We start from the raw sequence: 22,695 nt of genomic DNA, 5'->3' as shown, positions 1-22,695 counted from the left end.
GGCGGGGCAAGGACCCCCACCGGGCGCGCGCGTCGAAGGCCGTCACCGATCGCGGACGGCGACCCGCTCCGGCCCGGGCCCCGGCTCCGCATCCGGCCGGCCGGACGGAGCCGACAGGTCGGCCGGGCCGGCCGGGCCGGGGCGTCCGGACCGGGCGACGACGACCGTCTCCCGGGCCCGCCGGGCGCGCAGCCCGGGCAGCGTGATCAGCAGCCCCGCCAGGGCGATGCCGGTCACCACCATCAGGCCGGTCCGGTAGCTGTCGAGGACGTCCTGCGGCGAGGACCCGGCGGAGGAGCTCGCGGTGACGACGGCCGTCACGATCGCCAGGAAGATCGCGCCGCCGACCTGGACAGACGTGTTGAGCAGGCCCGAGACCATGCCCTGCTCGTGGTCCTCGACCCCGTTGGTCGCCTGGATGTTGAGGGAGGGGAAGACCAGGGCGCATGCGGCGCCGATCAGCAGCATGGTCGGCAGGACGAGGGTCGCGTACACCGGGGCGAGGTCGACGCGCAGGAACAGCGCGTACCCGGCGACCATCAGGGCGAAGCCCGCCGCGATGAGCCGGGGTGTGCCGAACCGGTCGACGACGGCCCCGACCTTCGTGGAGGACAGCGCCACCAGCGCGCCGGCCGGGAGGAAGGCGAGCGCGGTGTGCAGGGCCGACCAGCCCAGCAGCGACTGCATGTACAGCGTGACCAGGAACTGGAAGCCGACGTACGAGCCGAAGAACGCCATCGCGCCGAGCTGGGCCCGGATCTGGCTGCCGGAGCGCAGCACGCCGAGCCGGATCAGCGGGCTCGGGCTGCGCCGCTCGATGCGGGCGAAGACGGTGAGCAGGACGGCGACGGCGAGGAAGGACAGCAGGGTGCGGGCCGATCCCCAGCCGGCCTGGGGTGCCTGGACGACGGTGAAGACGAGCAGCAGCATCGAGGCGGTGCCGATGACGGCGCCCGGGATGTCGTAACCGCCGTGGTTCTTCTCGCGCTCGCTGCGCGGGATGAGCTTCAGGCCGGCGAACAGGGCGACGACGGCGATGGGCGCGGGAAGCAGCATGGTCAGCCGCCAGCTTGCCTCGGTGAGCAGGCCGGACAGGACCAGGCCCATGGAGAATCCGGTGGCGGCGCAGGTGGTGTAGATGGAGAGCGCGCGATTGCGCAGCGGGCCCTCGGCGAACGTCGTGGTGATGATCGACAGGCCCGCGGGCGCGGTGAACGCGGCGCTCAGACCCTTGATGAAACGGCTGGCGATCAGCAGGGGGCCGGAGTCGACGAGACCGCCGAGCAGCGAGGCGAGCGCGAACACCGCGAGGGCCACGAGGAACACCTGGCGGCGGCCCAGCAGGTCGGCGGTGCGTCCGCCGAGGAGCAGCAGCCCGCCGTACCCCAGGATGTAGCCGCTGACGACCCATTGGAGCGTCGAGGTGGAGAGGTGCAGTTCGGAGCCGATGGACGGCAGTGCCACGCCGACCATCGACACGTCCAGCGCGTCCAGGAACATCGCGGCGCAGAGCACGAGCAGGGTGCCCCACAGCCGGGGGGTCCAGCGGCCCGGAGCGGGGTGGGTGAGCGGAGAGGTCATGGCGACGACAGTACATGCACATGCATTCAATGCAAGCGCATTTAATTCCGATGCAACAAAGTTGGTTCTTTGCTACGGTGCGGGCATGGCGGCCGAGAATGCCGAGCGAGGGCTCGTGGACCAGTGGCGCGACATCCTGACGGTGCATGCCCGCACCCTCTGCGAGCTCGACCGTGCGCTGCATCCGCGCGGCCTGGGAGCCAGCGACTTCGAGGTCCTCGACCTGCTGATCGCGGGCACCGCGGCGGACGGTGGTGCGGGCTTCCGCGTCCAGGAGATCTCCGAGCGGGTCCACCTCAGTCAGAGCGCCCTGTCCCGCCTGATCGGACGCCTGGAGAAGGACGGTCTCGTGACGCGGGGGATGTGCCCCGAGGACCGCCGGGGCGTGCGGGTCTGCCTCACGCCGAGGGGCCGCGAACTGCACGGCGAGGTACTGCCGTTGCAGCGGGCGGTGCTGGCCCGGATGCTGGCCGGCGGTCGGGTGGCGTCCGGCGGTTGAGCGGGCCCTCCGGTCGGCCTCGCGGGCCGTCCCGGAGGCCCGGACACCGGACGGGTGTCAGCTCCAGGTGACGGCGGACTTCTCCCGCCACAGCGTGGCGAGCGCGGCGTCGCCCGTCACGGCCGGGAACGGGACGCGGTTCCACAGTGCCAGGTACAGGTGTGCGGCCGGTCCCGCCAACTCGCAGTCCACGTCCGCGGCTTCGCCGGAGTCCGGGCCCGTGGGCGGGTGATCGCCGCGTTCGCTGTGCGGCGCCTCGGACGACAGGCGTACGGTCCACACGGCGTCCGGGCGGTCCGTGGCGCGTACCCGCAGCACGCGGGGCACTTCGGTGCGGACCGCGCTCTTCTCGCGCCCGTGGAATCCGCGCAGCAACTCGTCGATCCCGTCGACCGCGAAGTCCGGTGCGACGGAGGTGGGTTCCCCGCCGAGCGCCGACTCCGCGTCGACGCGGTGCACCGTGGTCTCGTGCGCCTGTCGGCGGGCCCAGAAGGCCAGCGGCGAGGGCGCCGGAAGAAAGCTCCAGCACCGAAGGTCCGGCGAGGCGTCGGCCAGTGTGTCCACGAGCCGGCGGTGGCCGTCGCGGAACCAGGTCAGCAGTTCGTCGTGGTCCAGGTCCGGCAGGCCGCCGTCGGGGTGGTACGAGGTGTGCCCCTCGGCGACGAACGCGGTGGCCCAGCGGTGGACCATGCCCGTGTGCCGCAGCAGATCCCTGACCTGCCAGTCGGCACACGTCACGACGTCGGCGTCGACGCCCGCCTTCTCCGCGGCGGCGGCCAGCGACCGGCCCTCCCGGTCCAGGGTTTCCACGTACTCCCGAATCTCCATGCCGAGAGTGTGCCCGACGCGGGCGGTCGGCCGGGTGCCCTTTTGCCGCCCTGCAGCGGTGCGGTGCGCCGCGAAACCGATCGGCGCGGCCGCGGCCGCCGGTGCCGCGAGGCGCGTGAGCGCCGCCGGTGGGGAGCAGCCGGTCGGCCGTGAACCCGATCGCGGGCGGTCCGGGCAGCGGGCCCGTACCCGGGGTCGGAGGCGACGGCGACCCCGCTCGCTCCGGCGGGCGCCCCGGCCCGGCCGACCACCCCTCGTGGCCGGGCGGTTCACCGTCCCGCCCGCTCGGACGGCGAACCGCTCATCGTTTCCGGCTCAGACCGCCGGGGCCGGGAACGTGGGGTACTCCACCCCGGAGACGTGCTGGACGACACGGATGACCTGGCAGGAATAGCCGAACTCGTTGTCGTACCAGAGGTAGAGGATCGCGTTGTCGTCCTCGACCTTGGTGGCGCCGGCGTCCACGATCGAGGCGTGGCGCGAGCCGATGAAGTCGCTGGACACCGCGTCGGGGGCGCTGATGAAGTCGATCTGGCGCTTGAGCGGCGAGGTCAGCGACACGTTGCGGAGGTAGTCCAGGACTTCGTCGCGCGTGGTCGCGCGCCCCAGGCGCAGGCTGAGGATCGCGATCGAGACGTCCGGCACCGGAACCCGGATCGAGCTGCCGGTGATCGGCGCCTTGAGGTCGGGCAGCGCCTTGGCGACCGCGGAGGCGGCACCCGTCTCGGTGATGACCATGTTGAGCGGCGCGGAGCGGCCCCGGCGGTCGGAGCTGTGGTAATTGTCCAGCAGGTTCTGGTCGTTGGTGAACGAGTGGACGGTCTCCACGTGGCCGCGCAGAACGCCGTACTCCTCCGCCATCGCCTTGAGCGGCGGCACGATCGCGTTGGTGGTGCAGGAGGCGCAGGACAGGATCTGCTCGTCCGGCTTGATCGTGTCGTGGTTGACGCCGTGCACGATGTTGGGGACGTCGCCCTTGCCCGGCGCCGTGAGGACGACCTTGTCGATTCCGGGGCGCAGGTGCTTCGAGAGGCCCTCGCGGTCGCGCCACTTGCCGGTGTTGTCGACGAGGATGGCGTCCTTGATGCCGTACGCCGTGTAGTCGATCTCGGACGGGTCGTTGGCGTAGATGACCTTGATCTCGTTGCCGTTGGCGACGATCGTGCTGTTCGCCTCGTCGACGGTGATCGTGCCCTGGAACTGGCCGTGGATGGAGTCGCGGCGCAGCAGCGAGGCGCGCTTGACGATGTCCTGGTCGCCGCCCTGGCGCACGACGATGGCGCGCAGTCGGAGGCCGTTGCCGGAGCCGGTCTTCTCGATGAGCAGCCGGGCGATCAGGCGGCCGATGCGGCCGAACCCGTAGAGGACGACGTCACGCCCCTCGCGGCGCTCGATCTTGTTCTCGCCGGTGGCGCCGGAGACCGCCTCGGCGGTGAACTCCGCGACGGACAGGCCGCGGTCGTCGGCCCGGTACGTCGCGGCGAGCATGCCGATGTCGATCTGGGACGGTCCGAGGTCGAGCGTGGTCAGCGTCTGGAGGAACGGCAGCGTGTCGGTGACCGACAGCTCCTCGCCGGCGATCTGCCGGGCGAAGCGGTGGGTCTTCAGGATGCTCACTACCGACTTGTTCACCAGGGAGCGGCTGTGCAGGAGGACGGTGACGTCCTGCTCCCGGTGCAGCCTCCCGATGATCGGGATCATCGATTCCGCGATCTCTTCGCGGGTCTTCCAGTTGGTGAACGCGTCGTCGTTGACAGTCACAGGAATCATCTTTCGAGCTAGGCGGCGCTCATATGGTAACCGGCCCTCTCTTCTGATCGCCGACCGGGCTCCCTGTCGGCCGGCAGGGGCACGCGCACGCGGGCCGGGACGCGGGCCGGCGCCCGCGGGGAAGGGCCTCGGAGGCCGTGCGGCGCGCACGGGAGGGTCGCTGGGCAGGAGTGTTCGACCGCGTTTGCGGTTGTCGGGACGCCCGGCCCCGCGAGGCGGGTCGGAGCCGTCGGGCAGGCCCGTGCCGAGCGCCGCGGCCGGGTGGATCCCGGCCCTGCGAAGCGGGTCGGTGCCGTCGGGCAGGCCCCTGCCGACTGCCGCGGCGGCTCCGACGGGCCGTCGGGCAGGCCCGTACCGGCTGCCTGGGCCGTGTGGATCCCGGCCGGGCGAGCGCGTCGGTGCCGTCCGTCGAGCCCTGTCGCTCACATGGTGGCGACCGTCCGGGGGAGGTGCGGGAAGGTCATACGGCCATGACCTCGATCCCCGCTTCCTCGAACCGCCGGATCGTCTCGGGTCCCGCCGCCGTGTCCGTGACGAGCGTGTCCACCGACTCGGCCGCGCAGATGCGGGCGAACGCGCGCTGCCCCAGTTTGCTGGAGTCGGCGGCGACGATCACGCGCTCGGCCCGTTCGCACAGAAGGCGGTTGATCGCGGCCTCCGCCTCGTCGTGGGCCGCGGCGCCGTGCGCGGCGTCGAACGCGACCACGCCGAGCACCGCGACATCCAGGGTGATCTGCTTGAGCACGGCGTCCGCCAGCGGCCCGATCAGTTCGTAGGACTGCGGCCGGGCGACCCCGCCGGTCACCACGATCTTGAACTGGGGGCGCACGGCGAGCTCGTTCGCGATGTTCAGCGCGTTCGTGACCACGGTCAGCGCGGGGGAACCCGAGGTCAGGTCCGGGCGTACGGCGAGGGCGCGGGCCACCTCGGTCGTCGTGGTGCCGCCGGTGAGACCCACCGCCTCGCCCGGGGTGACGAGGTCGGCCACCGCCTTCGCGACGCGCTGCTTCTCCGAGGCGTGCCGTGCGGTCTTGTAGCGCAGGGGCAGTTCGTAGGAGACGCCGTGCACGACCGCTCCGCCCCGGGTGCGCACGAGCATCTGCTGCTCGGCGAGCTGGTCGAAGTCGCGCCGGATCGTCGCCGCCGAGACCTCCAGTCGCGCCGCCGCCTCCTCGACATCCAGGCGGCCCTGCTCCACCAGCAGTTCCAGCAGCGCCTTCCACCGGGCGTCCCGCGACATCAGGGCCCTCCGTTCCTCGGTCCTCCGCGACCCTAACGCACCGTTCCTATGGACTGAGCGGGAGTGAGTCCTGTTGCCAGGTCTCCTGCTCAGTCGAACGCCCCGGACGGTGTTGGGCGTTCTGGTTGCCCGCGTTCGTTCCGCGTCCGGGCGGCACGGATCGTGTCCGTGGTCCGGGAACACGGGGGCGGGGTCCCTCACGCCTTGGGGTTTCCGGTCGGGCCTGGACGGTCCGATGCCCGTACCCATCACGCTGGTGGGTACGGGGCGGTGCCGTCCGACGCCTGATCGGGTGCCCCAGGGCGCGTCTTCCGATGGCCACGGCGGCAGCGTCGTGGCGGGTGGTGGTGCGTTTGCTGCTGGTGAGGGGTTTGTGCCAGTGCTGGGCGCCCCACCTGCTGGTGTAGGCGGGATCGACCGCCACCAGCGGAACACCGAGTTCGGCGGCCATCGACACCAGCCGGGCGCGCAGTCGGGCCACGGGCATGCCGGAGATCAGCTTGCGGAAGTGTTTGCGGCGGCCGTGTTTCTCCCGGCTGGTCTCCGCGGTGAAGTCGAGGTCCTCGATGGCGATCGCCAACTGATGGCGCCGGGCCCAGTGCAGCAGGCGGGTCAGGGCGTGGCGTACCTGGGCGTCGCGGTGCTCGGCGGTGCCCGTGAGGTCGTAGTCGAAGCGGCGCGGGGCACCGACCGGATTGCCGTGCACATCCAGCCGCCAGGCCGCCAAATGATCGGCGTTGGTGTCCACCCCGACCAGCCCACCAGCCCGCACGGCGGCCAGGGGCACGGTGGGGGCGGGTGGGATGGTCCAGGAGGCGGTCAGATACCAGCGCCGACGCTGGACGTCTTCGTGGATGCGGTACGCCACCGCCCGGTTCGCTCCGACGCGGTCGCGCCACATCTCGCCCCGGTGCGCGAACGACACCCGCGCGGTGAGGACGTAGCGGCCGTGCGGGGCGTTGGCGAGGTGGGTGAGCGGGGTGGGGAGTTTGATGCTGACCTGCCCGTCGGGGCTGATCCGGATGGTCTCGTTGCCGTAGCGCTTGCCGGACTCGCCGTCCGCCTGCAAAAACCGGCGCGCCGCCTCCCATCCAGCTCGCCACGCCTCCTCGCTGAGCTGTGCCTGTTGAAGGTGGTGGCGGGTGTTGAGCTGTCGTTTCCCGCCCCGTACCACCCGCACCCGACCGGCCACCCAGTCCGCCCGTGCCCGCTCCAGCCGGTCCTCCAGCACCCGCAGGCGCCGGGTCTTGGCATGCCACTCCCGCCGGCTGCGGTAACCGCCCGGAGCCCGCTTCGAACCCTTCTCCCCGAGGGGGAGGGACAGCCGGTGCCGGATCGTGTCCACTCCGGCTTCGAGCTGCCGGATGTGCGCGTGCTGGCCGCGCCGGGCCAGCGCCCACTGGTCATGGGTGGCCTTCGTCAGCGACCCCGCCCACCGCGACGACGACAGACTGGTCAGCTCCCGCTTACGCGCCGCCCACGACTCGCTGCCGTGCTCCAGGCCGACCGCGCACCGCGCCTTCAGATCCCGCGCGGCGAGTGAACCCAGGTGGTCGCCGACCAGTCGCAGCACCCTCTCGTCCTGGCTGGTGAGGCCCTTGAGCCGGTCCCGGACCGCGACACCCGACGGGCCGGGCACCACGAACGACGCCGCCACCGACCTCAGACCACCCAACCCGCTCACCCCAGCCCCGTCCGGACCGAACAGCCCGTCACCCATCCAACGACCATCATCCGTAGAGGTCACGCATTCGAGACAGGAACCCCCGTTCCCTCCCAGACCTCGTACGAGCGGAAACCGTCAACACTCACTCACGCACGCCAGAACGCACTTACGCACAGTCAACAGGCAACAGTTGCCAACCCCACTTCCATCAAGATGCTTGATTGTGCTCAAAAGCTCGCTATATCTTGCAGAAACAAGCACCGGTGGGAGGGGTACGGCATGACGCATGTCGAGGACGAGCTGAGCAGCCAGCCCGAGTGCTGGACACGTGCCGCCGACGAGGCGGCCGTGCACGAAGCCGCGCTGCCGGCGGCGGGGGAACGCGTCGCGATCGTGGGGTGCGGCACGTCGTTCTTCATGGCGCAGGCCGCGGCCGTACTGCGCGAACAGTCAGGGCAGGGGGAGACGGACGCCTTCGCGGCCTCGGAGTTCCCCGCGGGCCGCTCGTACGACCGCGTGGTCGCCCTGACGCGCTCCGGGACGACCACCGAGGTGCTCGAACTGCTCGGACGGCTGCGCGGACACACACGTACGACCGCGGTCACCGCCGATCCGGACACACCCGTGATGAAGTCCGCGGACGACGTCGTCGTGCTCGGCTTCGCCGACGAACGGTCCGTCGTGCAGACCCGCTTCGCGACCACCGCACTCACCCTGCTCCGCGCCCATCTCGGCCTGCACGGCGACGCCGTCGTCGCGGAGGCGCGCGCCGCGCTCGGCACCCCGCTGCCCGAAGAACTCGTCGGCTGCTCGCAGTTCACCTTCCTCGGGCGCGGCTGGACCGTCGGGCTCGCCAACGAGGCCGGGCTCAAGATGCGGGAGGCGTCCCTCGCCTGGACCGAGGCCTACCCGGCGATGGAGTACCGGCACGGCCCCATCAGCATCACGACCCGGGGCACCGCCACCTGGATGCTCGGCGAGGCACCCGAGGGGCTGGCCGAACAGGTCCGGGGGACCGGCGGGCTGTGGGTGGACGGCGGCCTCGACCCGCTCGCCGAACTCGTCCGCGTCCAGCGCCTCGCCGTCGCCGTCGCCGCGGCGCGCGGCCTCGATCCCGACCGGCCCCGCCACCTCACCCGCTCGGTGATTCTCGGTCACTGAAGCCGCTCATGCGGCCGAAGCCGCCGAGCTGTCTCGATCCCCCATGGAGCAGGAGGAGTTGTGCCTCTCGCAGCAACCGGTGAACTGGTCGCCCGGACCGCCGGGGCCCGGACCGCCGTCGCCGCGTTCAACGTCATCACCCTGGAACACGTCGAGGCCGTCATAGCGGGTGCGGAATCGGCCGGTGCGCCCGTCGTGCTCCAAGTCAGCGAGAACGCGGTGAAGTTCCGCCACGGACGGCTGCTCCCGCTGGCCCGCGCCGCGACAGCCGCCGCCGAACGGGCCTCCGTGCCCGTCGCGTTGCACCTCGACCACGTACAGAGCGACGAACTGCTGCGCCAGGCACCCAGTGCCGGGTTCAGCTCCGTCATGTACGACGCGTCGCGCCTGCCGTACGAGGAGAATCTCGCCGCGACCCGGGCCGCCGCCGACTGGGCGCACGCCCAGGGGCTCTGGATCGAGGCCGAGTTGGGTGAGATCGGCGGCAAGAACGGAGAGCCGCCGCGGGACGCGCACGCGCCCGGAGCCCGTACCGACCCGATGGAGGCCCGCGCCTTCGTGACCGACTCCGGTGTGGACGCCCTGGCCGTGGCGATCGGCAGCTCGCACGCGATGACCACCCGGACCGCGGCCCTCGACCACGACCTGCTCGAGCGCCTGGCCGCCTCGCTCGGCGTCCCCCTCGTCCTGCACGGTTCCTCCGGCGTGCCCGATACGGAGCTCCGGGCGGCCGTCGAAGGAGGTATCGCCAAGGTCAACATCGGCACGGCGCTGAACATCGCGATGACGGGCGCCATCCGGGAGTTCCTCACCGCCAGCCCCGATGCCGTGGACTCGCGGAAGTACCTGGCAGTCGGACGGGAGGCGATGGCACGGACGGTGGCGGCGCTCATCGGTGTGCTGCGGGGGGAACGCCGTCCGGATCCCGGTGCTGGACGGTGATCGGTCGACGGCGATGTCCGTCGGCGGGCAAGCGGTAGATCCGTTGCGGAACGCAGGGCGGATTGGTCCAGGAACTCTTTTCACCTGATCAGGTGAGGGACCAATCCGCCCGGCACGCAGAACCGGATTCCCAGCGTGAGGGACGAAGAGAAGGACCGGCGAGTACGGCCGGGCCGGCCGCGTCTGGCGCTGGGTGCGCTGAGCGGGGCGCTGGCCGGCTTCACCGCGCTGGCGGTGGCCGAACTGGTCGCGGCGGGAGTGCGTCCGCAGTCCAGTCCGGTCATCGCGGTGGGCGGCGCATCCATCGACGCAACGCCCGCTCCGGTCAAGGACTGGGCGATCCGTCACTTCGGCACCGACGACAAGCTCGTACTGCAGCTCGGCATTCTGGCCGTGCTGGCCGTGCTGGCTCTGGTGCTGGGTGCGCTGGCGGTGCGGTTCCGGCAAGTCGGAGCCGCCGGGGTCCTTCTCTTCGGGGCCGTCGGGGCGGCAGCCGCCACCGGCCGACCCGACTCCACCGGTCTCACCGACACCCTGCCCTCTATCGCGGGAGCCTTTGCCGGGGCTCTGCTTCTGTACGTTCTGGCAGGCCGTCTGACCGCGGCCGGGCGGTCGCCGGCGTCCTCGCACGAGGTGGTGCCCGAGGGTGCGGGAGCGGATCCGGCTGCGTGTGAGGGATGGGACCGGCGGGGGTTCGTCCTGGTGGCCGCGTCCGCCGCCGCGGCCTCCGTCGCAGTGGGCGCGGTCGGCCGGTCGCTGAACGCCTCGCGCGGTCGGGACGCGGTTGCCTCACGTGACGACCTTGTGCTGCCGCCACCGGAGTCACCGGCGCAGCCGGTGTCCAGGAGGGCCGCGCTGCGCGTCCCCGGGATCAGCCCCTTCGTCACCTCGAACAACAGTTTCTACCGGGTGGACACCGCGCTGGTGGTGCCCAAGGTGGATGCCACCACCTGGCGGCTGCGTATCCACGGCAAGGGTGTACGCCGTCCGGCCACCTACTCCTTCGGCGACCTGCTGCGCAGGGAACTGATCGAGCGGGACATCACCTTGACCTGTGTCTCCAACGAGGTCGGTGGCCCGTACGTGGGCAACGCCCGTTGGATCGGCGTGCGGTTGGCCGGTCTGCTGGCCGAGTGCGGTGTGCGGCCTCCGTCCCGGGGAGGCCCGGCGGATCAGCTGGTGGCGCGTTCGGTGGACGGCATGACGATCGGCAGCCCGGTCGAGGACATCATGGACGGCCGCGACGCGCTGCTCGCCCTCGGCATGAACGGCGAGCCGCTGCCCTTCGAACATGGTTTCCCGGTGCGGATGGTGGTCCCGGGCCTCTACGGTTTCGTCTCGGCCTGCAAGTGGATCGAGGACATCGAGCTCACCACCTTCGATGCCTACGACCCCTACTGGGTCAAACGCGGCTGGGCGCGCAGGGCCCCGGTCAAGACCGAGTCGCGCATCGACACCCCCAAGCCCTTCGCCCGGCCCGGCGCCGGCACGGTGATGGTCGCCGGGGTCGCCTGGGCTCAGCACCGGGGCATCGACAAGGTCGAGGTCCGTATCGACGACGGACCCTGGCAGGAAGCCCACCTGGCCGCCGAGGACACCCGGGACACCTGGCGGCAGTGGTCCCTGCCCTGGCGGGCCACCCGGGGCAGCCACACCCTCACCGTACGGGCCACCGACCGCACTGGCACCGTGCAGACCGACAGGCGCACCCGCACGATTCCCGACGGCGCGAGCGGACGGCATTCCGTCGTCGTGACCGTCGAGTGACCACCCCTCCCTTCACCACGGGCGTCCTGCGCTCTTCCGTACCGCCTTTCCGAACCGCTTTTCCGTGACACCCCCGAACGCAGCCGCATGCCGCTGCGCATTCCAACAGGAGAAATGATGAACACCCGTATCCGCCGTACCACCGGCCTGCTCGCCGCTGCCGCCGTTCTGCCCCTGGCCCTGACCGCCTGCTCGGGCAGCAGCGGTGACTCGGGCAAGTCCGACTCCTCCGACAAGGCGTCGGCCCCGGTCACCAAGGCCGGCGACGACATGAGCGGCTCCGGCAGCAGTGCGAGCAGCGTGGACCAGCCGTTCGGCCCGGCCTGTTCCGCGGTGCCGAAGAACGGCGCCGGCTCCTTCGACGGTATGGCCCAGGACCCGGTCGCCACCGCCGCCTCCAATAACCCGGCGCTCTCCACCCTCGTGACGGCGGTGAAGAAGGCCGGTCTGGTCGACACCCTCAACAACGCCCAGAACATCACCGTGTTCGCGCCGACCAACGACGCCTTCGCCAAGATCCCGAAGGCGACCCTGGACAAGGTCCTCAACGACAAGGCCCAGCTGACGAAGATCCTCACCTACCATGTCGTGGGCCAGAAGCTGACGCCGAAGGACCTGGAGAACGGCTCCTTCACCACCCTGGAGAAGTCGAAGCTGATGACCTCCGGTTCGGGCGAGTCCTACACCGTCAACGACACCGCCAAGGTCGTGTGCGGCAACGTGAAGACCGCCAACGCCAACGTGTACATCGTCGACACCGTTCTCATGCCCAAGAGCTGACACTTGTGCGGCCTAGGACGCCTTCCCCGCCCGGTCCCGTCAAGACGGGACCGGGCGGGGAAGGCCCTCGTGCCGCCGCATCCGCCGGCCGCTCGACCTCTTGGCCGCGGACACACCGCCGTCCAGATGCCGCTACAGCCGGACATACACCCTGAAGTGACCACTCGGCAGGAGCCGGGCGCGGTCGGAAGTCACTTTCCACACGTGTGCTTTTGCACCGACGACAGTTCGAGCGGGCGCCGAGGTGGCTAGGGTGAACACCTATGAGGAGGCCGAAAGGGCACGGCACGCTCGCGGGTGAACCTTCGCCCCGGAGACCACTCGGGCACGAGTCCCTGTGCCCCATGAACGCGGGGAGCAGGGGTTCGCGGTGTTTTCGGGGCGGGGGCGGCGCTGGACCGGTCGCAGGATGGAGAAGGCCTTGAGCGGTCAACTTCTGGCTGATATCCGTATGTCGGCGCGCGACGACGGCGAGTACGCCCCGGCGAACAGGGCGACGGCCGGAACCTTCCCACGCACCGGCGCGCACCGGGGACCCGGCCCCCGCACACCTCTGGGGCCGCTGTGAACGGACTGATCTACTACCTGGCCGCAGCCGTCCTCTGGATGGGGTTCGCCGCTCAACTGCCCGACCTGCGTCGGCATCGCAGAGACCCGCTCAAGCGGTCGTTCTGTGCCGTCATCCTGCTGTCGGGCCTCTGCTTCGTGCTCGGTGCGCCGCCTACCGTCGCCCTCGTCAACAGCCTTACGGGCATACCGAACATGGCGGCGCCGTTGACCTACGGCGCGGTGACCGCCTTCGGTGCGGCCTCCCTCATCCTCATCGTGCACTGGCGCGGCAGCGACCCCGTCCAGGTGCGACGTACGTCCCGGGCCTGGCTGTTCAGCTACCTCGGAGTGATCGTTGCCGAGGGCGTCCTGTTCTCGCTGGGCGACGCTCCGGTCGAGCGTCGTGCCGACTTCGACACCTACTACGCCTCGACGCCGTTCATCCGGGAGATGATCGTGCTTTATCTGATGGCGCACATGGTGGCCGCGGTGACGACAACCCTGTTGTGCTGGAGCTGGATAGGGAAGGTGAAGCGCTGGACCCGGGGCTCGTTGGCTCTGCTCGTGCTCGGCTGGCTCTTCACCAGTGCCTACAGCGTCGTCAAGTCCGTTGCGCTGACCGCTCATTGGCTCGGACACCACTGGGACGGGCTCAGCACGAGCGTCGCGCCGCTGGTGGCGGTCGGTTCCTGTCTGGCCTCGGCCGGCTACATCCTTCCTCTCGTCGGTCCGCGCATCGACTCGGCCGTCACACTCGTGCGTCTGCGTCCGCTGTTCCGTCTGCTGGCGGGGTCGACCGGCGGCCGGCGCTGCGTCACGGAACTGTCGTGGCGGACGCTCGGCGACGTCGAACTGCGCCTCACCACACGGGAGACCGCCATCCGTGACGGCCTCAAGCGGCTCGCCGGACAGCTCGATGACCAGGTTCGGCAAACTGCCTGCCGGGACGCAATGGCCGCGGGCTCCTCCGCGGCCGAGGCCGAGGTGATCGGGACGGCGGCGATGGTCGCCGTGGCCGCTCTCGCCGAGACTCCGACTTCCGTGCCGGATACCGGCACCATCGACATCTCGGTCGGTGACGTCGATGTGATGGTCACGGTCAGCGCGCGTGTGCGACGGCCGGCCGCCGTTTCGCGGTCCTTGGACACGGGTCAGCCGTCCTTGCTGAGCCTGTCCAAGGCGGTGCGCACGCCGATCGTCGACGCCGTGGTCCAGTCGCGGACGACCGCGGTACGACAGCTGTCCTGACCGCGCCCGATACGGCGGCTCGTGCGTCGGCCGCCCCGGATGCTCGTACGCCGGGTGGTTGCCCGGACGCTCGTACACCGATCGGGCGGAGGCCCGGAGCGCGAACCGTCGGACCCGCGCCCGCCGTCACACGGCGAGCGGGCCCACGGAGTCCACGAAGGCGCTCTCCTCGGGGGTCAGCGGCGGCCCGGTCAGGGGTTCCATGACGGGTCCCTTCAGCGTGGCCAGAAGCAGCTCGGGGCGGACGAGACGGCTCGCGTCTTCCTGGAGCGTGATGACCTTGCACATGGCCGCGGACACCTCGTACGAGGTGGTCGCCACGCGCGCCATCCGGCCCATGTAGCCGCTGAGCATCCGGTCCACGAGCGTCGGAGCCCGGCCGACGACCTCCGGGAACCACTGGTCCTGGGAGGTGCTCATCGTGTAGGCAGCCGTGACGGACTTGGCGGCCGCCCGCTGGACGTCGCGGGCGAAGCCCGGAGCGGTGACATCGGTCTGCCGCAGCTGCCGGCTCAGCGCCTGGGCACCCAGGGCCGCGACGGACATGCCCTGGCCGTAGACGGGGTTGTAGGTGGCGACGGCATCACCGAGCACGACCAGCCCCTCGGGCATGGCCGCCTTGTCGAACTCCCGGCGCCTGTTGCGGGTGCTGCGGCTGAGGAACACCTCGCTGAGCGGCTCGGCGGCGGAGATGAGCTGCCCGATGAGCGGGTGGCGCAGGCCGAGGGCGAAGCGGGTGAACGCCTCGGGGTCGGCGCCGGGTTCTCCGCCGCGGGTACCCGCGAGGCTGACCAGCCAGCGTCCGTCCTCGATCGGCACCAGATTTCCGGAACGCCCCGGCCGGGAAGCGGTCGGTTCCGCCTCGACCTGCGTCAACGGGAAACCCTCCGCGCCCCGCGGGACGCGGAACAGCCGGCTCGCGTAGACGAGACCCGAGTCGACCTCGTCGGTGGGTATGTCCGTCACTCCGAGACCTTCGAGCCAGTGCTCGACACGTGATCCGCGTCCGCTCGCGTCGACGACGAGATCGGCGCGCAGGTCCTCCTCGATTCCTTCGGTGAGGACGCGGACACCGGTGACGCGCTGGGCGCTTCCCAGCAGGGACAGTGCCTCGGCCCGGTGGACGACGACGGGAGTGCTGCCCAGGACCGCGTCACGCAGCGTCCAGTCGAGCAGGTCGCGGCTGCAACAGGTGAGCAGCAGGTCGTCGGTCACGGTCGGCCAGCGCCGGTACCAGCCCTGCGGGCCGAAACCCAGCATGCTGGTCAGGGACTGTTCGTGCGCTCCCGCGGCGAGCAGCCGCCCGTGCACGTCCGCCACCGGAAGCAGTTCCCGGATGGCGTCGCGTCCGCTGGGCAGCAGGATGTGGGCGTGCCGTGCCTGCGGGATCCGCTTGCGCGGGACGGGTCTGTCGGGCAGTTCGTCGCGCTCCAGGACGATCACCTCGTCCATGGAACGGAACAGGGCCGCGGCGGCGAGCATGCCGGCCACGCTCCCGCCGATGACGACAGCGCGGCGCGACATGATTCCCCCCAGATGTCATTGGTGATCGGCATCACTCTACGGTCGTACGCGCAGGTGTCCAGGGGTGATCAAAAAGTGAGGGGATTCTGTCTTCGGTGAGGAGTGTGCGCACCCCTCGACGAGGAGTGCGCCCATCCCCCCGGCGAGCCGTCCCGGCCGGTCGGCTAGCGGTCCGCGTCCTTCTTCACGGCTCGGAGGACCACGAACTTGGCGTCGCCGGCGACCAGTTCACTGTTGCCGAAGAGCCGGCGCAGCTTCAGGTGGTAGCCCAGGTGGCGATTGCCGATCACCCACAGCTCGCCGCCCGGCCGCAGCGCACGCCGCGCGTCCGAGAACATCCGCCAGGCGGTCGTGTCCGTCGTCACCTGGTGGGAGTGGAACGGGGGATTGTTCAGGACGAGGTCGACGCTGCCGGAAGGGACTCCCTCCAGCCCGTCGGCGACCCGGAACTCGGCCCTTCCGCCGGCGTTCGCCCGGTAGGTCGCCTCCGCCGAGGCCACCGCCTGGTAGGACTCGTCGGCGAAGAGCACCTCGGCCTCGGGATTGGCCAGCGCCACGGCGGTACCGAGCACGCCGTTGCCGCAGCCCAGGTCCACGACCCGCTCGGCACCCCGGCTGCGCGGCAGATGCGCCAGGAAGAAGCGGGTGCCGATGTCGAGGCGGTCGGCGCAGAAGACGCCCGCGTGGTTGACGACCGTGCGGCCGGAGACCGGGCCGACGTCGTCGGGCAGCTGATAGCTGTACGGCCAGGGGTTGGCCTTCCGGGCGATCCCCCGGAGCGGCGTGCAGAAGATCAGCCGGGCCTTCTTGTCGGCCAGCGACGTGCGGGTCGGACCGAGGATCCGCTCGAAGAGGTGCAGCGTCGAGGTGTGGATCTCCTTGACCATCCCGGTGCCGACGACGACCGTCCCCTCGTGCACGCCGGGCGCCAGCCGGTACAGCTGGTCCTCCAGCAGGGCGAGGCTCTTCGGCACCCGCACGAGCAGTACGTCGATCCGCTCGGGAGGCGGGTCCTGGGTCGTCAGGAGCCGTACCCCGGACTCGTCGGCACCGGCCCGCGCCAGATTGGAGCGGGTCGCCTCCCGCGCCAGGTGGGAGTCGGTGATCTGCGTCGGCCGCCGCGCGGACAAGGCCGTGGTGAGCGCGCCCCACCGGTCGCCGAGGATCACGACCGAACCCGTCAGCGGGGTGTCGCTCTCCGCGAGGTGCCGCAGCAGATACGTGTCGGCGGCGTCCCAGGCACGCAGTCGGTCGCGCGGGTCCTCGGGAAAGCGGGCGAGCTCGTACTCGCCCCAGGGTGTCGTCATACGGTCGTTCATCGTGGGTCAAGGCTAAGCGACCGGGCCGCCCGGGATGCGCGAGGATGAGGGCATGTCGATGGACGCGGAGCTGTTCCCGCGCGGCAGGACGGTGATCGCGCCCGGTGCAGTGCACCTTCCGGACTGGCTGGACGCGGCACGTCAGCGGCAGCTCCTGGAGGCCTGCCGCGGCTGGGCCCGCCCGCCCGCGGGCCTGCGCACCGTCCGCACCCCAGGCGGCGGAACGATGACCGCGCGGCAGGTCTGTCTGGGCTGGCACTGGTACCCGTACGGCTACGCGCGGACGGTGGTCGACGGCGACGGTTCGCCGGTGAAACCCTTCCCCGGACTGCTCGGCCGACTGGCCCGTGAGGCGGTCACGGACGCCCTCGGCGCCGAGGCGCTCGCCGCGGGCCCGTCCGCCGCGTTCGCGTACGACATCGCGCTGATCAACTTCTACGGCGCCGAGGCCCGCATGGGCATGCACCGCGACAGCGACGAGGCGTGCGACGCCCCGGTCGTGTCGCTGAGCCTGGGCGACACCTGTGTCTTCCGGTTCGGCAACACGGAGTCCCGTACCCGGCCGTACACCGACGTCGAGCTGCGCAGTGGCGACCTCTTCGTGTTCGGCGGCCCGTCTCGGCTCGCGTACCACGGGGTACCGAAGGTGTACGCGGGCACGGCGCCTCCCGGGCTGGGACTGACCGGGCGGCTGAACCTCACCCTCCGGGCCGGCGGCTTCCGGCCGGAGCCCGCGCGGTAGCCGCGGCGGCCGTCATGGCCGGGCGGAGCGACCGCGGCCGGGCGGAGCGGCCGCGACCGGGCGGGCCCCGCGTGAGCGGATCATGGGAGACTCGCCCTCATGAACGGCAAGGCGGGCCCCCGGACGGCGGGGGATGGCAGTACGCGGACACGGCTCGACCGGGGGCGCGGAGCGCTCGGACCGGCGCTGGAACTGGTGCACACCGGGCGTGCGCCGACGCGTGCCGTGCTGACCGCCGAGCTGGGAGTCACCCGGGCGACCGCGGGCGCGGTGGCCGCCGAGCTGGAGGCGCTGGGGCTGATCCGGGTCGACGCGCGGCCCGGTGCCGCCGCCGGTTCGCAGGGGAGGCCCTCGCACCGGCTGGAGGTCGCCGACGACGGGCCCGTCGCGCTGGCCGCGCAGGTGCACGCCGACGGGTTCCGCGCCGCGCTGGTCGGGCTCGGCGGCCGGATCGTCGCGACCGCGCCCGGCTGCGAGACCGTCGACGCCGATCCGGCGAAGGTGCTCGGCTCGGTCGTCGACGCCGGCGCCGCACTGCTCCGTGCGACCGGACGCCGCTGTGTGGGCGCCGGGCTCGCCGTACCGTCGGCCGTCGCCGAACCCGAGGGGCTCGCGCTCAATCCACTGCACCTGGACTGGCCCGCCGGCGCCCCCGTCCGGGAGATCTTCGCCGAGCGGGTGCGCGCGGCCGGGATCGACGGGCCCGCGTTCGCCGCCAACGACGTCAACCTCGCGGCCCTCGCCGAGCACCGGCACGGAGCGGGCCGGGGCGCCCGGGACCTGCTGTGCGTGGCCACCGGACACCGTGGTGTCGGCGGCGCCCTCGTGCTCGACGGGCGCCTGCACACCGGCAGTTCGGGACTCGCCCTCGAGGTCGGCCACCTCACGGTCAATCCCGAGGGCCGCCCGTGTCACTGCGGAAGCCGCGGTTGCCTCGACGTCGAGGCCGACCCGCTGGCCTTCCTCACCGCGGCCGGCCGGACCCCGGGACCCGAGGTGTCGCTGCTGCAGCAGTCCAACGAGCTGATCCGCGACGAGAGCGCCGATCCGTCCGTGCGCACGGCCATCGAGGCACTGATCGACCGCCTGGGCCTCGGCCTCGCCGGCCTCGTCAACATCCTCAACCCGGACCGCATCATCCTCGGCGGACTGCACCGCGCCCTGCTGGACGCCGACCCGGACCGGCTGCGCGCCGTCGTCGCCGACCGCAGCCTGTGGGGACGCAGCGGCGGGGTACCGATCCTCGCCTGCACCCTGGACCACAACAGCCTCGTCGGAGCGGCCGAGTTGGCCTGGCAGCCGGTGCTGGACGACCCGCTGAGGGCACTGTCCGCCTGACGCCCACGAGCGCCGGGGGACGCCGTGGCGGCGAGACGGGGAAGGACGCCATGGCGGCGAGGCGGGGCAGGGCGTGACACCTGCGCGGCGCCGGGGTACGTGACCTTCACGAGCGCCAGGCGACGGCGAAGGCCCGGCCGGCGTTCTCGATGAGGATCCGGTCCACCAGCTCCTTTCCCAGGGCGAGTTCGAGCCTCGGCCGGACGCGGCGCAGCAGGTACGGCATCCCCGGCCCGCCGTCGACCGAGCGGGCCGCCGCCGTCGTCGTGTCACCGCCGAGCAGCAGCCGGTCGCCGAAACCGGCGTCGGCGAGGGCGCGCAGGGCGTCGGGCGTGCGCCAGTCGGTGCCGTGGTGAGCGCGCGAGGGGCCGTCGAAGGCGAGATAGGCACCGGATCCGGCGGCCTCGCGCTGCACCACGAGGTCCGGGGAACGGTTGAGGTGCCCGAGGACCACCCGGTGCGGCGGCACGCCCGACTCGCCGCACAGCAGGTCGAGTACGTCGAGCGCGCCGGTGCCCAGCTCCAGGTGCACCGCGATCGGCGCTCCGGTGGCGTGGTGGGCCTCGGCCGCGGCGGCCATCGTCCGGCGGGCGTGCGCGTCCAGGGCGTGGAAGCCGCCCGCGACCTTGATCAGTCCGGCCCGGACCCCGGTCGTCCCGATGCCCGTCGTGAGCTCGGCGACGAAGACCTCCGCGAGCCTTCCGCGCAGTTCGCCCGGCAACCGCGGTGCGTAGTGCGCCGCTTGGTGCAGTCCGGTCGCCGCGACGACGTGCACCCCGGTGTCGCGGGAGATCTGCGGCAGGTCCGCGGCCCGCCTGCCGAGACCGTAGGGGGTCCACTGGACCACGCAGTTCCCGCCCTGAGCGCGGAACGCGGCCAGTTCGGCCCGCGCGGCGGACGCGTCGCACAGCTCCTGGCCCGGGAGTTGCGGACTGGCGAAGAAGAGATGATCGTGCGCGTCGCACACGCCGAGGTCTTCGGGGCGCACATCGCCGAGGACGGTACGGACCAGGGCCACCGGACTCGTCACGGCCTGCCCCCGGCCGACTGGTCGCCCGGCGCCAGCAGGGCGAGCAGCCCCCGGACCGCCGTGTCGAAGGCGGCCGGTGAACCGGAGGCGCGCGCGAGGACGTAACCGCCCTGGACGGTCGCGAGGATCGCCGAGGCGATCTCCCCGCTGTCGAGCGTGGGCGCGAACTGCCCCTGTTCCCTGCCCTCCTCGACGACGGCGGCCAGACGCTCGCGCAGCCACGTCAGGAACTCGTCGACCGGTGCGCGCAGTTCGTCGTCGGCGATCACGTCCGGGTCCATGGTGAGCCGCCCGACCGGGCAGCCGCGCAGGACGTCGCGCTCGCGGCACAGATAGGCCTCGATGCGCTCGTACGGCGATCCGGGCGGGCCGAGGACGCCTTCGGCGGTGGCCCGCATCTCCTCGGCGGTACGACGGATCGCGGCGAGTGCCAGGTCGGGCTTGCCGCGGAAGTGGTGGTACATGCTGCCCTGCCCGGCGCCCGCGTGTTCCAGGATCGCCTTCGGGCTGGTGCCCACGTATCCGCGCTCCCACAACAGCGCGCGCGTGGCTTCGATCAACCGCTCCGGGGTGCTCATGAACCCACTGTACATACCAGTAGGTACAGAGAGGGGGACTCGCGACGATCGCCCGGGGGAGCCGCTGGGGGGAAGCGGTCGAGGGAGCCGCCGGGCGAAGCAGCCGAGGGTGCCCGCGTACTCCCCGGGAGGTAGGCGTACGGCCGCTGGCCGTACGACGACTCGGACACCCCTCGGGGGCGAGGCTCGAAGCACCACCGAGATCCCGCGCCGAGGCGCGGTTCCACCGAGGAGATGACCCGAGATGCAGACCCTGGCGAACTGGGACGGCGGCCCCGGCCCGTGGATCCTGTTCTTCCCGCTGATCTGGGCGGCCGTCGTGATCGGCGTCGTGACCGTCCTGCGGCGCACCGCCTGGCGGGGACGTCGTGGCCCCTGGCGGGCGACGGGCGGCTTCGGCCCCGGCGGTTCCCTGCCGGCCGGTGACTCGCCGATCGCCGTGCTCGGCCGCCGTTTCGCCTCCGGAGAGATCGACGAGGACGAGTACTGGCGCCGCCTGTCCGTCCTCGACGAGCAGTTCGGACGCACGGGCAAGGGTGGTGCGGCCTGACGGACGCGACCGTCCGGCCGGACGCGGCGCCGAGGTCTTCGGCCTCGGCCACGTGCGGGGCTCGCTCGGCGGTCCTCGCCACCGACGGCATCGCGATCACCCGCGAGGAGGCAGTGCGACGGCATCCGAGGACGGGCGGCACGGCCCGCCTCGCGCTCCCCGACGGGCAGCGCGTGAAACGTCACCGTCCCTGCCGTCCACGGCCGTTCGGAGCCCGCGGGCGACTGCGTCATCAGCCGTGCCGCCCGGCCCCGCGCCGCACTTCAGGACACCGACACGCTCGTCGCCGTCTCTTTCGGGAACGGCGTGTCTCGCGGTGGTGGCGCTGGTGGGTCTCGCTGCCGGAACCCTCGGGGGACTGCGTCCGGCACGGCGTCCGGCACGCCCCGACGTGCTGCGGGCCATCGCCGCAAAGTGAGCCGGCCGGGGCCGTACGACGCCCGTGCGCGAGCGGCGTACGGGAGGGGGGTCACCGCCCGGTCAGCCGGCAACGGCCGACCGGGCGGGAGCGTGTTCCGGCCTGAGGACGTCGACGGTCTGCCGGAGCGGCACCTCGTGCGCGGTCTCGTACGGCGGACGCAGCGAAGCCGTCACCACGGGGACGGACGCCGGGAGCGTGAACCACACGGCCTTGCCCGACTCGCCGTCGGGCCGCACGCCCCAGCTCTCGCTCACCGCCGCGACCATGGCGAGGCCGCGTCCGCAGGTGGAACCGGGGTCGGCCTCGCGTACCACGGGAAGCCGGGGGTCGTGGTCGTGCACCGAGACCGTGAGCCGGTCGAGCAGCAGCTCGATCTCGACGGTGCAGACCTTGTCCGGCTGGGCGTGCCGGTGGACGTTGGACAGCAGCTCGGTCACCCCGAGCGCGGCCCGGTCTATCAAGGGGTCCAGATGCCAGTAGCGCAACTGCGCAGAGACGATTCTGCGGACCTGGCCGATCCGCGACGGCAGGGCTTGGAGCTCCACCGTGCAATGCCTGCTTGGCTGGCTGATCACGGCTGCGACTCCCCGAATTGAGGTCCGGAAGAAGACGAGATCGGAACCAGCAGAGTGGCTCAGTGAAACGGCCGCCTGCTGTCGTGACCGGCGGGCTGGTTCGCAGCGTTATCGCCGGTAAACCCAGAGTGATGTGACATCAGAGTGACCCAGGGTGCACGGTCCCGCAACTCGCGGTGCGTCAGGATGCGGGACGGGTGCGGCCGGAGCACATCAGCCGTTGCGGCCCGCCGCCTTGCGGACCGCCTCGATGAAGCGGCGCGCCGACGGGGGGCCCGGCCGGCCGGGCGCCGGATCGTGCTCGCCGAGCGTGAGCGAGTACCGCGTGCCGTTGACGTCCGCCAACGCCCGGTCCTCGTGCGCGAACCAGGGTTTCGAGGCGCGCACCGCCTGCACCGGCGCGCTGTCGATCTCGCTGCCGTAGCTGGTGAGCAGTTCCAGCCTGCCGTCGCTGATCCGGACCTGTCCGGCCCGGGTGAGCGAACGCAGCCTCTTCCCGATCCGCACGCCCGTGGCCGTGAACTCCGGCTCCGCCATGATGTTCCGCCCCCTCGTGGGCTCCGGCTGTGCGCTGTCGTGACCCAGTG

The 22,695-nt window shown here is 71.7% G+C and carries 20 protein-coding genes; 9 read left to right on the top strand and 11 right to left on the bottom strand.

Translation table 11 applies throughout. The features are described from left to right. Positions 1–42: 42 nt before the first annotated feature. Positions 43–1,581 carry an MFS transporter gene (locus ACH4S8_RS09215; RefSeq protein ID WP_398392069.1) on the bottom strand — a complete coding sequence of 513 codons (1,539 nt, stop codon included), beginning with the start codon at positions 1,579–1,581 and terminating at the stop codon, positions 43–45. 85 nt (positions 1,582–1,666) lie between these two features. On the opposite strand from ACH4S8_RS09215, the gene ACH4S8_RS09210 reads away from it, so the two are divergent. Then, a complete protein-coding gene (locus ACH4S8_RS09210) occupies positions 1,667–2,080 on the top strand; it encodes a MarR family winged helix-turn-helix transcriptional regulator (RefSeq protein WP_398392068.1) in 414 nt (137 codons plus the stop codon). 57 nt (positions 2,081–2,137) lie between these two features. On the opposite strand, the gene ACH4S8_RS09205 is transcribed toward ACH4S8_RS09210, so the two are convergent. From ACH4S8_RS09205 to ACH4S8_RS09190, 4 genes are all read right to left on the bottom strand, one after another. Then, positions 2,138–2,908: a maleylpyruvate isomerase family mycothiol-dependent enzyme gene (locus ACH4S8_RS09205; protein ID WP_398392067.1), complete on the bottom strand. Its 771-nt coding sequence runs from the start codon at positions 2,906–2,908 to the stop codon at positions 2,138–2,140. A gap of 315 nt (positions 2,909–3,223) precedes the next feature. Then, positions 3,224–4,669, bottom strand: a complete 1,446-nt coding sequence (locus ACH4S8_RS09200) for a glyceraldehyde-3-phosphate dehydrogenase (protein ID WP_398392066.1) — start codon at positions 4,667–4,669, stop codon at positions 3,224–3,226. 469 nt (positions 4,670–5,138) lie between these two features. After that, positions 5,139–5,918 carry a DeoR/GlpR family DNA-binding transcription regulator gene (locus tag ACH4S8_RS09195; RefSeq protein ID WP_398392065.1) on the bottom strand — a complete coding sequence of 260 codons (780 nt, stop codon included), beginning with the start codon at positions 5,916–5,918 and terminating at the stop codon, positions 5,139–5,141. Positions 5,919–5,964: 46 nt separating this feature from the next. Beyond that, positions 5,965–7,593, bottom strand: a complete 1,629-nt coding sequence (locus ACH4S8_RS09190) for an IS200/IS605 family accessory protein TnpB-related protein (protein ID WP_398392362.1) — start codon at positions 7,591–7,593, stop codon at positions 5,965–5,967. Between the two features lie 270 nt (positions 7,594–7,863). On the opposite strand from ACH4S8_RS09190, the gene ACH4S8_RS09185 reads away from it, so the two are divergent. The 5 genes from ACH4S8_RS09185 to ACH4S8_RS09165 all read left to right on the top strand — a co-directional run bounded on the left by ACH4S8_RS09185 (position 7,864) and on the right by ACH4S8_RS09165 (position 14,031). After that, the gene (locus tag ACH4S8_RS09185) at positions 7,864–8,745 is read left to right on the top strand and encodes an SIS domain-containing protein (RefSeq protein WP_398392064.1); all 882 of its coding nucleotides are present in this window, start codon (positions 7,864–7,866) and stop codon (positions 8,743–8,745) included. A 60-nt stretch (positions 8,746–8,805) separates the two neighbouring features. Beyond that, complete coding sequence (locus ACH4S8_RS09180; protein WP_398392063.1) at positions 8,806–9,687, top strand: ketose-bisphosphate aldolase; 882 nt, start codon at positions 8,806–8,808, stop codon at positions 9,685–9,687. A gap of 135 nt (positions 9,688–9,822) precedes the next feature. Next, the gene (locus ACH4S8_RS09175) at positions 9,823–11,454 is read left to right on the top strand and encodes a molybdopterin-dependent oxidoreductase (RefSeq protein ID WP_398392062.1); all 1,632 of its coding nucleotides are present in this window, start codon (positions 9,823–9,825) and stop codon (positions 11,452–11,454) included. Positions 11,455–11,571: 117 nt separating this feature from the next. Next, positions 11,572–12,234 carry a fasciclin domain-containing protein gene (locus tag ACH4S8_RS09170; protein ID WP_398392361.1) on the top strand — a complete coding sequence of 221 codons (663 nt, stop codon included), beginning with the start codon at positions 11,572–11,574 and terminating at the stop codon, positions 12,232–12,234. A 564-nt stretch (positions 12,235–12,798) separates the two neighbouring features. Further along, positions 12,799–14,031, top strand: coding sequence for an MAB_1171c family putative transporter (locus ACH4S8_RS09165; RefSeq protein ID WP_398392061.1), 1,233 nt, complete (start codon positions 12,799–12,801; stop codon positions 14,029–14,031). 126 nt (positions 14,032–14,157) lie between these two features. Here the strand turns inward: ACH4S8_RS09165 and ACH4S8_RS09160 are convergent, their stop codons facing one another. Continuing rightward, positions 14,158–15,555: an FAD-dependent oxidoreductase gene (locus tag ACH4S8_RS09160; RefSeq protein ID WP_398392060.1), complete on the bottom strand. Its 1,398-nt coding sequence runs from the start codon at positions 15,553–15,555 to the stop codon at positions 14,158–14,160. A gap of 164 nt (positions 15,556–15,719) precedes the next feature. Further along, positions 15,720–16,874 carry a methyltransferase gene (locus tag ACH4S8_RS09155; protein WP_398392059.1) on the bottom strand — a complete coding sequence of 385 codons (1,155 nt, stop codon included), beginning with the start codon at positions 16,872–16,874 and terminating at the stop codon, positions 15,720–15,722. Positions 16,875–16,932: 58 nt separating this feature from the next. Between ACH4S8_RS09155 and ACH4S8_RS09150 the strand changes: the two genes are divergently transcribed. Together ACH4S8_RS09150 and ACH4S8_RS09145 are read left to right on the top strand one after the other, a co-directional pair. Then, a complete protein-coding gene (locus ACH4S8_RS09150; RefSeq protein WP_398392360.1) occupies positions 16,933–17,616 on the top strand; it encodes an alpha-ketoglutarate-dependent dioxygenase AlkB family protein in 684 nt (227 codons plus the stop codon). A 99-nt stretch (positions 17,617–17,715) separates the two neighbouring features. After that, the gene (locus tag ACH4S8_RS09145; RefSeq protein ID WP_398392058.1) at positions 17,716–18,954 is read left to right on the top strand and encodes an ROK family protein; all 1,239 of its coding nucleotides are present in this window, start codon (positions 17,716–17,718) and stop codon (positions 18,952–18,954) included. Positions 18,955–19,060: 106 nt separating this feature from the next. On the opposite strand, the gene ACH4S8_RS09140 is transcribed toward ACH4S8_RS09145, so the two are convergent. Together ACH4S8_RS09140 and ACH4S8_RS09135 are read right to left on the bottom strand one after the other, a co-directional pair. Further along, positions 19,061–19,972 carry a phosphotriesterase gene (locus ACH4S8_RS09140; RefSeq protein WP_398392359.1) on the bottom strand — a complete coding sequence of 304 codons (912 nt, stop codon included), beginning with the start codon at positions 19,970–19,972 and terminating at the stop codon, positions 19,061–19,063. An 8-nt stretch (positions 19,973–19,980) separates the two neighbouring features. Continuing rightward, the gene (locus ACH4S8_RS09135) at positions 19,981–20,577 is read right to left on the bottom strand and encodes a TetR/AcrR family transcriptional regulator (protein ID WP_398392057.1); all 597 of its coding nucleotides are present in this window, start codon (positions 20,575–20,577) and stop codon (positions 19,981–19,983) included. A 229-nt stretch (positions 20,578–20,806) separates the two neighbouring features. On the opposite strand from ACH4S8_RS09135, the gene ACH4S8_RS09130 reads away from it, so the two are divergent. Next, positions 20,807–21,112 (top strand): SHOCT domain-containing protein, encoded by a 306-nt coding sequence (locus ACH4S8_RS09130; protein WP_355987779.1) that lies wholly within the window; start codon positions 20,807–20,809, stop codon positions 21,110–21,112. Positions 21,113–21,592: 480 nt separating this feature from the next. Here the strand turns inward: ACH4S8_RS09130 and ACH4S8_RS09125 are convergent, their stop codons facing one another. Both ACH4S8_RS09125 and ACH4S8_RS09120 read right to left on the bottom strand, forming a co-directional pair. Beyond that, positions 21,593–22,108 (bottom strand): ATP-binding protein, encoded by a 516-nt coding sequence (locus ACH4S8_RS09125; RefSeq protein ID WP_398392056.1) that lies wholly within the window; start codon positions 22,106–22,108, stop codon positions 21,593–21,595. A 213-nt stretch (positions 22,109–22,321) separates the two neighbouring features. Continuing rightward, a complete protein-coding gene (locus ACH4S8_RS09120) occupies positions 22,322–22,645 on the bottom strand; it encodes a hypothetical protein (RefSeq protein ID WP_339127799.1) in 324 nt (107 codons plus the stop codon). Positions 22,646–22,695 lie beyond the last annotated feature (50 nt).

The sequence above is a fragment of the Streptomyces sp. NPDC021080 genome, assembly GCF_044333225.1.
In the GTDB taxonomy this organism is placed as follows: domain Bacteria; phylum Actinomycetota; class Actinomycetes; order Streptomycetales; family Streptomycetaceae; genus Streptomyces.
This window is presented reverse-complemented; position numbering and strand designations above follow the sequence as displayed.